This window comes from Lentzea sp. NPDC092896 (assembly GCF_044754905.1).
GTDB lineage: Bacteria > Actinomycetota > Actinomycetes > Mycobacteriales > Pseudonocardiaceae > Lentzea.
This window is the reverse complement of the sequence record NZ_JBIVPX010000001.1, coordinates 1,396,909-1,408,798: the sequence shown is the minus strand read 5'-3', so window position 1 is coordinate 1,408,798 and position 11,890 is coordinate 1,396,909. Positions and strand designations below refer to the sequence as shown.

Here is an 11,890-nt window from a genome sequence, read left to right as displayed (position 1 = left end):
GCGGCTGTGTGGTCGCGAACACTAAGCTGGAATCGCTCAAACAAGCAAGACTCGTGACCGATTGAGATTGGTTACTACCTCGTCACGCGGGATCTCGGTAGAGTCGCTCACACTCAATCACCACTTGTGAGCGATCAAGGAGATTTGGCGCCTATGACCTCCCCTGCCCGCGCCCTCACCGGTACCGCGTTGGCCGCAGTCGCACTGGCCGCCTGCGTGGCCGGCCCCCTGTCCTCGTCGAGCCAGGCCGACGACATCACCACCGCCGCGGTCCAGCTGCCCCCTGCCGGCGCGGTCCTCGACTACCAGCTCGGCGCCGCGTACACGCCGCCTCAGGGCGTGAACCTGGTGACCCGCGACAGCACGGCCTCACCCGCGCCCGGCATCTACAACATCTGCTACGTCAACGGTTTCCAGACGCAGCCCGCGGACCGCGACGTCTGGCTGAACCAGCGCGGTCACCTGATCCTCAAGGACTCGTCGGGCAAGCCGATCATCGACCCGAACTGGCCGGACGAGTTCCTGCTCGACACGTCGACCTCGGCCAAGCGCACCGAGCTCGCCGGCATCATCGGCGCGAGCATCGACCAGTGCGCGAACAAGGGCTTCAAGGCCGTCGAGGTGGACAACCTCGACTCCTACCTGCGGTCCAAGGGCAAGCTGAGCGTGAACAACAACCTCGCCTACGCGAAGCTGCTGGCCGACCGCTCCCACAGCCGCAACCTCGCCATCGGCCAGAAGAACTCGGCCGAGCAGGCCGCGCGCGGACGTTCCGAGGTCGGGTTCGACTTCGCGGTCTCCGAGGAATGCCACCGCTGGGAGGAGTGCGGGTCCTACTCCGAGGTGTACGGCTCGCACGTCATGGACATCGAGTACACCGACGACCTGCGCGGCACGTTCGAGGACGTGTGCAACGACCCGGACACTCCTGCCACCACGACGTTGCGCGACCGCTACCTCGTCGGGCCCGGCCAGTCGGGCTACGCGTTCGACCACTGCTGACAGCCGGCGCGTGAACGAACCGCCTCACCGGGCGGTTCGTTCACGCGCCCGCCGCGGCGCGTTTCGCGATGCTGCCCAGCACCCCTGAGAGCACGAGCGCGACGACCACCGCGCTCGCCGGCACCACGAGGACGGGCACCGACAGGTTCAGCGACGAGGACGACAACGCCTCCGCCGCCGCGTACCCCAGACCGCACGCGAGCACGACCCCCAATGCCCATCCGCGCAACACCACTCCGCCGCACGCGGCCGGCATGAGCGCGACCGCCAGCACGGGCACCGCCATGGCGGCCACCAGCACCGCCGTCGCGGCCAGCTGCCTCGGCAACGGCGAACTGCTCGCCCACAACAACCACAACGCCGGCCCGAACCACAGCGCGGCGGCCACACCCGCTGTCACGACGAGACCCCACCGCAGCCGCGTCCCGCGCCTGCACGTCAGCGCCACCGCTGCGACCGTCGCCCCGGCCATGACCCCGATCAGCACCACCGCGGCCCAGAACTCGTCGCCCACCACCAGCGCCGGAGCCAGGAGCGACAACCACAGCGAGGACTGGCCGGCGAACGCGTCCAGCCGCCAGGCGTGATGGCGCCGGCCCATCAGGTCCCACGCCGTCCAGAGCAGGTTGAACGCGAGGAAGCCGACGAGCAGCACCAACGCGACGAGGCCGCCGGACGGCAGCGGCAGCCCGTTGGCGCTCCCCAGGAACGACAACCCGAAGTTCATCGCCGTGAGCATGGTCCAGCCGCTCAGCAACAGGAACGCCGCCGCCATCCCCAGCCCCGCCATCAGCGCCACCACACCCAGCAGGACCAGCCGGGGATCGCGGTGGCGGATCGGCAGGGAGGAGTGCACGTGCAGGTCTCTCATCGACCCGGACTGCACGACGCTGCCGTGAACCTCTCCGTGCATCGTGTTGTGGGTCAACGGTTCTTGAGGTGCGGACATGAGCACGACCCCCTCGTCTCATCCGAGGTCGCAGCGTAGTGACGCACGGCCCTCGCCCGGACGGGAATCGTGAGGGGGTCGCCCAGGTGGCGCAGCCTCACTGGGAGTAGTCCACGAGACAGCGGTGGACGGCCGCCCGCCCACCGCGGCGCTCATCTGATCAGCACTTCACCCAGTAACCCGGCGCGGTCTGGCGGATCGTGCTGGTGGTGAAGGTGTTCCACAGCCCCAGTGGCTGGTTCGAGCCCAGCGCGTAGGTCTGGCCCAGGTTGGCGTAGGCGCGGGCGGCGACGGTGTGGGCGTAGTTGCTCGCGGTGACGCACTGCGAAGTCGGCGGTGTGGTGGTCGTGGTGGTCGTCGTAGTCGTTGTGGGCGGTGGTCCACTGGCGCTCAACGCCTTGACCATGTTCACCACGGCGGTCATCTGCGGGCCGGTCTTGAGCGCGTACTGCGCCGACTGGTAGCCCCACCAGTCCCAGCACCCGCGCGGGTTCCCGGTCATCGTGGTGGCCTGCGGATACAGCACGATCATGTTGTTGGTGTCGGCGTACTCGTTGAGATAACCCTTGTCCATCAACGCGTTGCCGATCAGACCGTAGTACTGGTAGCAGCCGTGCAGCGTCACCATGAGCTTGCACGGGCCGGTGTCGCACGCCCTTGGCACGTAAGCGAAACCCTCACGTCCCATGCTGATCGACGCCGCGTTGCCGCCCGGCGCGTAGGAGTTCTGGTCGAACTGGACGAGCTTGCCGGACAACGTCGAGGCGGCCGCGTTCACCGAACCGAACAGGTGGCCCAGCATCTCCTTGACGGGGTCGGTCGTCCCGCACTTGTTGATGTACGGCGAAGTCGTGACACCGCAGGCGTTCGGGCCGATCGGGCTCACCCACGCGTGCCCCGCCGCGCTGGTGTTGTTGTAGGCGACCCGCGCGCCGAAGTCGCGGTAGTAGGTGGCCAGATCGTCGTTCACCACGCGGTCGACCGTGACGTCGGCGGTGCCGTGGAACAGCCACACCGGGTCGCCGGAGAGGTTCCCCGGCGGATCGACCGTGCCCGCAGACGCACGCGTGCGGGTCAGCTGCTCCAGTTCGGCGGGGGTTTTGCGCGCCTGGAAGGTGTCCATGCACGCGAGAAGCGCGGTGTTCACGTTGTTCTGCGCGCAGTCGTAGGCGCCGGCGGAGAAGATGCCCGCGCCCTGGAACACGCTGGAGTACGCGACGTGGAGTTGGTTGGCGAGGTAGCCGCCGGACGACACACCGCTGACGTATGTGCCGGTGATGTCGTACTTGGTGAGCGTGCCGGGCTGCGGTGGCGGGACCGCCGCGAGCGAGATCGACAGGGAAGCCGCGGCCAGGCCGGTGGCCGCCGCGAGTGCCACGAGAGCGTTCCTCAATCGCATGTGTTCGCCTCCGTCATTGCAGGCAGGACATGGTTTTGAGGTTAAGAGCCGATAACTGGACCGCACCACGTGTGAGGTCGCCACCTCGCGGAGCGGTCAGACGTCGAACGGCACCATTGACAGTAGGTTGGCCTCATGCGGACGTTCAGCCAGGTCGACGTGTTCACCGACGAGTTCATGAAGGGCAACGCGCTCGCGGTCGTGCACGACGCGGAGGGCCTGTCCACGGACGAGATGGCGGCGTTCGCGAACTGGACGAACCTCGCGGAGACCACGTTCCTGCTCCCGCCCACCGACCCCGCCGCCGACTACCGGGTGCGCATCTTCACGGTGAGCCGCGAGCTGCCGTTCGCGGGCCATCCGACGCTCGGCTCCGCCCACGCGTGGCTGACCGCCGGGAACACCCCGCGCGACCCGGACCGGCTGGTGCAGGAGTGCGGCGCCGGGCTGGTGGAGGTGCGCCGCGACGGCGACCGGCTGGCGTTCGCCGCTCCCCCGCTCCTGCGCGGCGGCCCGGTCGAGAACCTGGACGACCTGGCGGCGGCGCTGGCGATCGCGCCGGAGGAGATCGTGGACGCGCGGTGGGCCGACAACGGGCCGGGCTGGGTCGCGGTGCTGCTGCGTTCCGCCGAGGCCGTGCTGGCGGTGCGGCCCGACTACCAGCGGTTCGGCGCGTTCACGGACATCGGCCTGGTCGGCCCGCACCCGGACGGGGGTGACGTCGCGTTCGAGGTGCGGGCGTTCGTCAACGAGAGCGGCAAGTTCGCGGAGGACCCGGTGACGGGCAGCCTCAACGCCTCGATCGCGCAGTGGCTGATTCCGGCGGGAATCGCGCCGCAGCGGTACGTCGCGGCCCAGGGCACCGCGCTCGGACGACGTGGGCGAATCCACCTCTCGCAGGCCGAAGGCCAGATCTGGGTGGGCGGGAACACCGTGGTCGGCGTCACCGGACAGGTCGCGTTGTGATCGTCCTTTGAGGACGCCCTACCCACTCCGGGGGCGTGTCAAACGTTGTTCTTGATCGGCTTCCGATGAGACACTCGAGGACGTGGTCACGGTTTCCAGCTGGTTGCGTTCGCCGTGCCCCGCGCTAGTCGTCGACGCTGTCGGTGCGGTGCACGGCATGAACGACGCGGCCAAGACGCTCTTCACGGAACAGGTCGTACCGCCCCAGTGGCGGCACGGCGAGTCCGTGCACGTCGCGGAACGCAGCTATGCCGCACACCGGGTCGACAACGAGGACGGCTCGGTCACCTGGTGGTTGCTCGACGAGACGGACCTGCTGCTGGAACGGGAGCGGGCCGCGCTGCTGGCGCGGATGTCCAGCGCCCTGATGACGTCGCTCAACCCCGAGCGGTGCATGACCGTCGTCGCCGAGCTCGCCGCCGCGCACCTCGCGGACGAGGCACTGGTGATCGCTCCCCAGTCCGACCACGGCCACCCCGTCACGCGGTGCCTGCGCGGCGAGTCGCCGACGTACGAGTTGCAGCACGTCGACGTCGAGGAGGTCGTCGGGCTCAGCGAGGCGTTGCGCGGCTTCCCACCGGTGCCGTCGCGCTGGATCGACCCGGCCGCGGCGCCGGGCTGGCTGGCCCAGGACGTGGTCTCGATCGTCGTCACTCCCCTGCCCGGCCACGGCGTGCCGGCCGGTGCGTTGATCCTCATCCGGCGGGACAAGCGGTTCACCGAGGACGAGGAGACGTTCGCGCGGCTGTTCGCCTCACGGGCGGGCGTGGCGATCTCGGCGGCGAGCCTGTTCACCCAGCAGGCCGTGATCACCGACCGGCTGACCCACGACCTGTTGCCGCCCACGCTGCGCCGCTACGAGCGCGTCGAACTGGCCGGGCGGTATCGGGCGTCTGCCGACACCGAACGTGTCGGCGGCGACTTCTACGACGTGCACGAACTGCCGGACGACGAGCTGTTCGTCGTACTCGGCGACGTGTGCGGCAAGGGACTCGACGCGGCGGCGCAGACCGGCAAGGTCCGCACGGCCGTGCACGCGCTTCTGCAGGTCGTGACGGACCACGACAAGATGCTGCACGCCCTCAACCAGGCGTTGCTCACGACGGACAAGTCCCGCTTCATCACGACGGTCGTGGGCACCGTGCGGCCCGTGGACGAAGGTCTGCGCGTGACGCTGACCTCGGGCGGGCACCTGCCGCCGTTGATCGTGCGAGCGAACGGCACGGTCGAGGCGGCCAGGACCAAGGGCACGCTCGTCGGCATCCTGCCGCGGATCGTGACGGCGACCGACGAGGTGCTGCTGTCCCCTGGCGACTCATGCCTGCTCTACACCGACGGCATCACCGAGGCCCACGGCGGCCCGCTGGGCGACGAGGAGTTCGGCGAGGACCGCCTGCGCCGCGCTCTCACAGGCTGCGGCGGCATGCCGGCCGAGGCGCTGGTCGAACACGTGCACATGCTCGCCGCGCAGTGGGTCGGTAGCGGCGCGCACGACGACATGGCGGTTCTCGCGATCACCGCACCGCGCAGGAGGTCCTCGTGAAGGTGGTCGACGCCCTGTGGGAGGCCGCGCTCGACGGCGACGAGCACCGCGCGACCGACGTGGTGCTCGAAGCGGCCGCTGAGCACGGCCACGAGGTCGTGCTGCTCGACGTGGTCGGCGCGGTGCAGCAGCGGGTCGGCCGGGAGTGGGCTGCGAACCGGATCAGCGTGGCGCAGGAGCACGCGATCACCGCGATCAACGACCGCGCGGTCACCGCGTTGTCGATCACCAGACCCCGCACGAAAGCGGTGCACGGGCGCGTGACGGTGGCGTGCGTGGACGGCGAGTGGCACGCGTTGCCCGCTCGGTTGCTGGCGGAAGTGCTGGCGTTGCGCGGTTTCGCCGTTGACTACCTGGGCGCGCAGGTGCCGGCACCGCACCTCATCACGTACCTGCACCGCACCAGCCCGGACGTGGTGGCGCTGTCCAGTTCGATCGCCACCCGGCTGCCGGTCGCGCACGCCACGATGACGGCCTGCCAGGCGACGGGCGTGCCGGTGATGGTCGGCGGCGCCGCGTTCGGCGTGGACGGCGTGTACGCGCGGCGGTTCGGCGCGAACGCGTGGGCCGCCGACGCCCGGTCCGCCGCGGACATGCTGCTGTCCCAAACGATTCAGCCGCCGAGCGCGCCGCACCAGCCCGTCGACGACCTGCCGCACCTCGCGGACCAGGAGTACACGCTGGTGACGCGCAGCGCCCGCGACCTCGTGCGGTCGGTGTACCGCGGCCTCGAGGAACGCGTGCCCACCATGGCGTCCTACACCGACGAACAGCGGCAGCACACGGCCGAGGACCTGGCGCACATCGTGGAGTACCTGGCGACGGCGCTGTACGTGGACGACGACTCGTTGTTCCGCGACTTCCTCTCCTGGACCGGTGAAGTGCTCAACGCCCGCGGGGTGCCGGCGCAGGTGCTGGAACCCGCCCTGGACCTACTCTCAGTAGAACTTCGGGACTTCCCGCGCGCCCAGCGGATGCTCGCTGCACCCGACCGGTCACTGCCCGTGTAAGTCCTTTGTGGACAGACAGCGCACACGCGGCGTGTTCGCCTGATCGCACAACGATTTCCCTGGTACCAGTGTCCACACCGGTCTTGTGTCGCATAGATTCGAAATGTTTTCATCTCGACCATGGAAATGGGGACGCTCACTCCGATCGCTGCCTACGTCGTCGCGGTTCTCGGCTCGGTGCTCGGTCTCCTGTCCGCTGAACGCGCGCGAAACGCCTCCAGGACGACCCGGAACTGGTGGATCGGCGTGGCCGCCGTGTCGATCGGCGGGCTCGGCATCTGGGGCATGCACTTCACCGCGATGCTCGGCACGTGGATGGGTGCGAACGTCTCCTACGACATCCCGATCACGTTGCTGAGCATGCTCGTCGCGATCGTGGTGGTCGCCGCCGGCCTGTTCCTCGTGCGGCGGTACGGCGTCAACGGCGACACGCGCTTCCTGCCACTGGCGCTGGGTGGACTCGTCACCGGACTCGGCGTCGCCGCGATGCACTACACCGGCATGGCCGCGATCGTGATCAACGCCGACGTCTCCTACAACATCGGTCTCGTCGCGCTCTCCGTCGTGATCGCCGTGGTCGCCTCGACCGTCGCGCTGTGGTTCACGCGGAAGGTCAGTGGCTTCGCCGCCGTCATCGGCGCCGCCCTGGTGATGGGCGTGGCCGTCACGGGCATGCACTACACCGGCATGTACGCGATGAGCATGGCGCACGACCACAGCGCGTCGATCGTCGTCGGCAACTCGCAGGAACTGATCACGTCGCTGATCATCGGCGGCGCGGGTGTCAGCGTGATCATCATCTTCCTGCTCGCCCTCACGTCCAGCGACGACGAAGGCAGCGAGGAAGCCGAGCTGCTCGCCCGCGTCATGCGGCGGACCAGCGAACGCTGAGCTACCTGAGGTGCACGAGCACCATTCCGTCGTTGCCGGGAGCTGTTTCGACGCGCTTGTAGAGCTTCTTGACGTGCGGCTGCTTCAGCATCGCGAGCACACGCGCCTTGAGCTTGCCCGAGCCCTTGCCCGTGATGATCTCGACCAGCGGCACCTTCTGCCCGGCCGCGCGGAACAGCGCGGCGCGGACTGCCTGGGCGATGTCCTGGTCGCTGCGGAAGATCGGGTGCAGGTCGACGGTCAGCTTGTCGGGCACGCCGCTCATTCTGCCCGAGCGGTCCCGGTGGCCTCGAAGACGCGGTGGATCAGCAGTTCCGCGCCCTCGGTGAAGGCGTTGACGGTCACCTTGCGCCCGTTGACCAACCTGATCTGACACGCGACGTCGCCGCCGAAAGCCTTGGACAGAAACGTTTTCTTGCCCACGTCGGTGACGGTGGCGACGTCCGTCCACGGCACGGTGATGGTCTTCGCGCCCCACGTGTGCACGAATCCGTGCTCGTGCAACGTGAAGTGCTCGCCTCGGCGCGTCACGGACTGCACGGCGAGGATCGTCCCCATCACGGCCGCGCCCAGGCCGCCGCCGAGGAAGATCCCGGCGAAGAACATGATCGACCCCGCCCGGCCGACGTCGACCGTCAGGAGCACGAACGCCCCGAGCACGACGACGGGAGCGCCGGCCGTCACCGCCAGTGCTCCCGTCACCGCGCGACGGCGGTTGCTCGTCTCGTACCGTTCAAGCACCGCTCCCAGATCCGTCACGAGCCGGGACAGTAGACACGGCGGCACGGGACCGGTCCCAGAACACCAGTCCCGCCAGCGCCCCGCCCGCGGTGACCACGCAGGCGACCACCACGGCGGCGCGCAACGACAGCGTTTGCGCGAGCAGAGGTCCGGCCAGCGCACCGATCAACGTCGCCAACGCCTCCGCCGACAGGAAGACCGCGCCGATCCGGCCGAGCGCCTCGTTCGGCACCACCCGCTGCAACGCCGTCTGCGGGGTCACCAGGGTCATCGAGCCGAACACACCGATCGCGACGGCAGCGGGCAAGGCGGCGACCAACGACGACGAGCTGAAGAGTGCGAAGAACGCCACGGCGGTCGCCAGCTGGGTCGCCGCGAGCAGGTGACGGGCCTGCACCCGGTCGACCAGCCTGCGGATCGCCACGGCGCCGAGCAGGAACCCGACGCCGAGCGCGGACACGACGAGCCCGATCTGTTCGGTGCCACCGAGTTCCTGGATCCCGAACGGCACGAGCAGCGCGCTCAGCGAGGCGTTGGCCGCCAGGAAGATCGCGGTGAGCGGCAGCAGGACGACCGCGATCGGTGTTGCCCGCAGCACCGTCCACCCGCCGGCGAGATCGACCGGCGCCCGCTTCCCCGCCGGACCTCGGCGGCGGGTCGTCCACGCGATCGCTGCCGCCGAGACGAGGTAGCTCGCGATGTCGATCCAGATGAGCGCCTGAAAGCTCGTGAGCGTCATGACCGCGGCGCCGAGCGGTGGTGCGACGAGGCGGACCGTGCCGTCGGTGAACGCGTTGAGCGAGTTCGCGCTGCTCAGTCCACTACCTGTACCGACGACGACCGGGATGTGGGCCTGCGCGGCCGGACGGAACAGCACGGCGCCGGTGCTCTCGGCGATCAGCGCGGCGTAGACCAGCCAGAGCGAGTGCCCGGCCGTCGCGAACAACATCAGCATGACCGCTGTGGCGCGGAACAGGTCGGCAGCGATCATCACCCGCCGGCGGTCCCACCGGTCGGTCAGCACGCCCGCGACCGGGCCGAGCAGCAACGGCGGCAGGTACTCGGCGACGAGCGTGAGGCCGGTCGCGAGCAGCGAACCGGTGAGCGCGTAGACGTGCGCCGGGATGGCGATCACCAGCAGCCACGAGCCGAGCAGGCTCACCGTTCGCCCGGCCCACAACAGCCGGAAATCCCTGATCTTGAGCGCTTCGAGCACCGCCACCCCCCAGGTAGTAGTCTTGACAGAATAAGAGCGTCGATTGAAGTGTTCTGTCAAGATAGGAGCGGTTGTGCCGAACGAGCCCATCGGGCCGAGGTTGCGCGCGCTGCGGCAGGCCTCGGGCCGCACCGTCGCCTCGGTCGCCGCCGACGCCGGGTTGTCCGTGCCCTACATCGCGAACCTGGAGAACGGCAGGGGAAACCCGACGACGAACGCGCTGAGCAGGCTCGCCGCCGCACTCGGCACCGAGCTGTCGATCGAGTTCGGTTCAGGCGCTCCGGCACCGATCGGCCCGGCACCGCAGAGCGTGGTGAAGCTCGGCAGGAGCCGGCGGTTCCGTTCGACCGTCGCCGCTCTCGCCGCGAAGTCCGGCCAGGATCCCCAGGACGTGGCCACGCGGTTGATCAGCGCGTGCGGCCTGCTCGCGGAGGCGCTCGGACACGAGGCGAGCGAGCACGACTGGTGGCGGGTGCTCGACGCGCTAGTGCTCATCGCGGACCACCCGGCGTGATCACTGGCTGCTGATGCTCGCGACCAGGTTGATCGTCGTGGCCAGCACACCCGTGCCGAACAGGTACGACAGCAAGGCGTGCTTCAGGGCCGTGCGGCGCATCTCGCGGCCCGACAGGCTCGTGTCGGACACCTGGAACGTCATGCCGATGCTGAACGCGACGTACGCGAAGTCGCCGTAGTCCGGCGGTTCGGACTGGTTGAAGTCGATGCCACCGTCCGCGCCGTAGTAGTAGAGGCGGGCATAGCGCAGCGTGAAGATCGTGTGCACGACCGCCCATGACAGCACCACGGACAGCACACCGAGCCCGACGCGCAGCAGTTCGGACGCGCCGGTGGTGTGCGCCGCACGGGCCAGTACGAAGCCCACGGACACGAGGCTCGCCAACGCGGCCACGAGCAGCAGCACCTCGGCGACGCGCCGGGTCGGGTCGTTGCGGACGGCGTGCTGAGCGGTCTCCTCGGCGTCCATCGGCCAGATGACCATCCACGCGCGCACGAGGTACACGAGGGTCGCGACGTCCCAGCCGACGAGCAGGCCGAACTCGCCGTGGCCGGTGAACGTGACGGCAAGGCCGCACACCAATCCCGCAGCCACCGCCACGACGATCTTGGTGCGGTCCAGCACGACGCCGTCCGGCATCGGGCGGGACGGCAGGTCAGCCATTCAACGCCGCGTCCAGGTCGAGGTAGAGCTCCAGCGTCTGGTTCAGCGTGGTGGCCTTCAGCGCCCGCAGCACGCTCCCCCTGGGCGACACCAGGCGCAACGGGATGCCGCTCTCCTCGCCGCGCAGGTGGAACTCCACGAGCACGGAGAGACCGATGGACGCGAAGAACTCGACGGCGCTGAGATCCAGCACGACGGGAAGACCCGCGCCGAACGCCTCGGACAGCTTGTCGCGCAACAGATCCGCGGTGTACGAGTCGACCTCGCCCTCGGCGCGCAGCACGACGGCGTTCGGGAGCTGCTCCGACTCGACCTTCAGCAGAACCTCGTCCATCTCACGCCTCCCAAGCCTGCGTCAGTGCGCGCCCGAACAGTTCGACGGGCTGAGCGCCGGACACGGCCAGACGTTCGCCGACGACCACGAACGGCACACCCGAGACACCGATGTCGCGAGCGCGCTGCTCGTCGGCGCGCACCTCGTCGGCGTAGGCGGCGGGGTCTTCGAGGACGGTCTTGACGTCGGCGGCGTCGAGGCCGGCCTCGGTGGCGATCTCGGTCAGCGACTCCGGCGTGAACAGCGAGCGCGCCTGCGCGAAGTTGGCGCGCAGCACGGCGTCGAGCACTTCGTGCCCGATGCCCTTCTCTCCCGCCAGGTGTAGCAGCCGGTGCACGTCGAACGTGTTGCCGACCTCGCGGTCCAGCCGATATTCGAGGCCCTCGTCGCGCGCGAGCTGGGCGACGGACTCCTCCATCTCGGCGGCGCGCGGGCCGAACTTGGCGGCGAGCATGTCCTGCACGGACTCGACGCCCGTCCTGGTGGGATCCAGCTCGAACGCGCGGTGCACCACGGTGATCTCCGCACGGTGCTCGAAACCGGCGAGCGCTTTCTCGAAGCGCGCCTTGCCGATGTAGCACCACGGACAAATGACGTCAGCCCAGAACTCGACCTGCATCGTTCGATCATGTCATGTCCCGCCCGCGCCGTCCGTTCAG

At 69.1% G+C, this 11,890-nt stretch carries 14 protein-coding genes; 6 read left to right on the top strand and 8 right to left on the bottom strand.

Annotated features, from left to right (window positions below; genetic code table 11):
- Positions 1-153: 153 nt before the first annotated feature.
- Positions 154-1,002: an endo alpha-1,4 polygalactosaminidase gene (locus ACIQF0_RS06280; RefSeq protein WP_401025105.1), complete on the top strand. Its 849-nt coding sequence runs from the start codon at positions 154-156 to the stop codon at positions 1,000-1,002.
- A gap of 40 nt (positions 1,003-1,042) precedes the next feature.
- On the opposite strand, the gene ACIQF0_RS06275 is transcribed toward ACIQF0_RS06280, so the two are convergent.
- Positions 1,043-1,915, bottom strand: coding sequence for a hypothetical protein (locus ACIQF0_RS06275; RefSeq protein WP_401025103.1), 873 nt, complete (start codon positions 1,913-1,915; stop codon positions 1,043-1,045).
- A 196-nt stretch (positions 1,916-2,111) separates the two neighbouring features.
- Entirely contained in the window at positions 2,112-3,350 is a 1,239-nt protein-coding gene (locus ACIQF0_RS06270) for a hypothetical protein (RefSeq protein WP_401025100.1), read from the bottom strand.
- 135 nt (positions 3,351-3,485) lie between these two features.
- Between ACIQF0_RS06270 and ACIQF0_RS06265 the strand changes: the two genes are divergently transcribed.
- The 4 genes from ACIQF0_RS06265 to ACIQF0_RS06250 all read left to right on the top strand — a co-directional run bounded on the left by ACIQF0_RS06265 (position 3,486) and on the right by ACIQF0_RS06250 (position 7,760).
- A complete protein-coding gene (locus ACIQF0_RS06265; protein WP_401025097.1) occupies positions 3,486-4,316 on the top strand; it encodes a PhzF family phenazine biosynthesis protein in 831 nt (276 codons plus the stop codon).
- Between the two features lie 82 nt (positions 4,317-4,398).
- Positions 4,399-5,859, top strand: a complete 1,461-nt coding sequence (locus tag ACIQF0_RS06260; RefSeq protein WP_401025094.1) for a PP2C family protein-serine/threonine phosphatase — start codon at positions 4,399-4,401, stop codon at positions 5,857-5,859.
- Positions 5,856-6,869 carry a B12-binding domain-containing protein gene (locus ACIQF0_RS06255; protein ID WP_401025091.1) on the top strand — a complete coding sequence of 338 codons (1,014 nt, stop codon included), beginning with the start codon at positions 5,856-5,858 and terminating at the stop codon, positions 6,867-6,869. The genes ACIQF0_RS06260 and ACIQF0_RS06255 overlap by 4 nt, the downstream gene beginning before the upstream one ends.
- Before the next feature lie 120 nt (positions 6,870-6,989).
- Positions 6,990-7,760, top strand: a complete 771-nt coding sequence (locus ACIQF0_RS06250) for an MHYT domain-containing protein (protein WP_401025088.1) — start codon at positions 6,990-6,992, stop codon at positions 7,758-7,760.
- A 1-nt stretch (position 7,761) separates the two neighbouring features.
- On the opposite strand, the gene ACIQF0_RS06245 is transcribed toward ACIQF0_RS06250, so the two are convergent.
- From ACIQF0_RS06245 to ACIQF0_RS06235, 3 genes are read right to left on the bottom strand one after another with little or no spacing between them, the layout of a single operon-like run.
- Positions 7,762-8,025 (bottom strand): Smr/MutS family protein, encoded by a 264-nt coding sequence (locus tag ACIQF0_RS06245; protein ID WP_360033532.1) that lies wholly within the window; start codon positions 8,023-8,025, stop codon positions 7,762-7,764.
- Positions 8,022-8,519: a hypothetical protein gene (locus ACIQF0_RS06240; protein WP_401025085.1), complete on the bottom strand. Its 498-nt coding sequence runs from the start codon at positions 8,517-8,519 to the stop codon at positions 8,022-8,024. The genes ACIQF0_RS06245 and ACIQF0_RS06240 overlap by 4 nt, the downstream gene beginning before the upstream one ends.
- Positions 8,494-9,723: an MFS transporter gene (locus tag ACIQF0_RS06235; RefSeq protein WP_401025082.1), complete on the bottom strand. Its 1,230-nt coding sequence runs from the start codon at positions 9,721-9,723 to the stop codon at positions 8,494-8,496. The genes ACIQF0_RS06240 and ACIQF0_RS06235 overlap by 26 nt, the downstream gene beginning before the upstream one ends.
- A 67-nt stretch (positions 9,724-9,790) precedes the next feature.
- Between ACIQF0_RS06235 and ACIQF0_RS06230 the strand changes: the two genes are divergently transcribed.
- Positions 9,791-10,231: a helix-turn-helix domain-containing protein gene (locus ACIQF0_RS06230; protein ID WP_401025079.1), complete on the top strand. Its 441-nt coding sequence runs from the start codon at positions 9,791-9,793 to the stop codon at positions 10,229-10,231.
- On the opposite strand, the gene ACIQF0_RS06225 is transcribed toward ACIQF0_RS06230, so the two are convergent.
- From ACIQF0_RS06225 to ACIQF0_RS06215, 3 genes are read right to left on the bottom strand one after another with little or no spacing between them, the layout of a single operon-like run.
- Positions 10,232-10,897: a DUF1345 domain-containing protein gene (locus ACIQF0_RS06225; protein WP_401025076.1), complete on the bottom strand. Its 666-nt coding sequence runs from the start codon at positions 10,895-10,897 to the stop codon at positions 10,232-10,234.
- Positions 10,890-11,231 carry an STAS domain-containing protein gene (locus tag ACIQF0_RS06220; protein ID WP_401025074.1) on the bottom strand — a complete coding sequence of 114 codons (342 nt, stop codon included), beginning with the start codon at positions 11,229-11,231 and terminating at the stop codon, positions 10,890-10,892. Before ACIQF0_RS06220 ends, ACIQF0_RS06225 begins: the two co-directional genes overlap by 8 nt.
- Before the next feature lies 1 nt (position 11,232).
- Complete coding sequence (locus tag ACIQF0_RS06215; protein WP_401025071.1) at positions 11,233-11,850, bottom strand: DsbA family oxidoreductase; 618 nt, start codon at positions 11,848-11,850, stop codon at positions 11,233-11,235.
- Between the last annotated feature and the right edge of the window lie 40 nt (positions 11,851-11,890).

What these genes read in the sequence shown, in the direction of transcription:
- ACIQF0_RS06280 (WP_401025105.1), top strand. Translation starts at nt 154, where the DNA reads ATGACCTCCCCTGCCCGCGCCCTCACCGGTACCGCGTTGGCCGCAGTC.
- ACIQF0_RS06275 (WP_401025103.1), bottom strand. Translation starts at nt 1,915, where the DNA reads ATGCACGGAGAGGTTCACGGCAGCGTCGTGCAGTCCGGGTCGATGAGA.
- ACIQF0_RS06270 (WP_401025100.1), bottom strand. Translation starts at nt 3,350, where the DNA reads ATGCGATTGAGGAACGCTCTCGTGGCACTCGCGGCGGCCACCGGCCTG.
- ACIQF0_RS06265 (WP_401025097.1), top strand. Translation starts at nt 3,486, where the DNA reads ATGCGGACGTTCAGCCAGGTCGACGTGTTCACCGACGAGTTCATGAAG.
- ACIQF0_RS06250 (WP_401025088.1), top strand. Translation starts at nt 6,990, where the DNA reads ATGGAAATGGGGACGCTCACTCCGATCGCTGCCTACGTCGTCGCGGTT.
- ACIQF0_RS06245 (WP_360033532.1), bottom strand. Translation starts at nt 8,025, where the DNA reads ATGAGCGGCGTGCCCGACAAGCTGACCGTCGACCTGCACCCGATCTTC.
- ACIQF0_RS06225 (WP_401025076.1), bottom strand. Translation starts at nt 10,897, where the DNA reads ATGGCTGACCTGCCGTCCCGCCCGATGCCGGACGGCGTCGTGCTGGAC.
- ACIQF0_RS06220 (WP_401025074.1), bottom strand. Translation starts at nt 11,231, where the DNA reads ATGGACGAGGTTCTGCTGAAGGTCGAGTCGGAGCAGCTCCCGAACGCC.
- ACIQF0_RS06215 (WP_401025071.1), bottom strand. Translation starts at nt 11,850, where the DNA reads ATGCAGGTCGAGTTCTGGGCTGACGTCATTTGTCCGTGGTGCTACATC.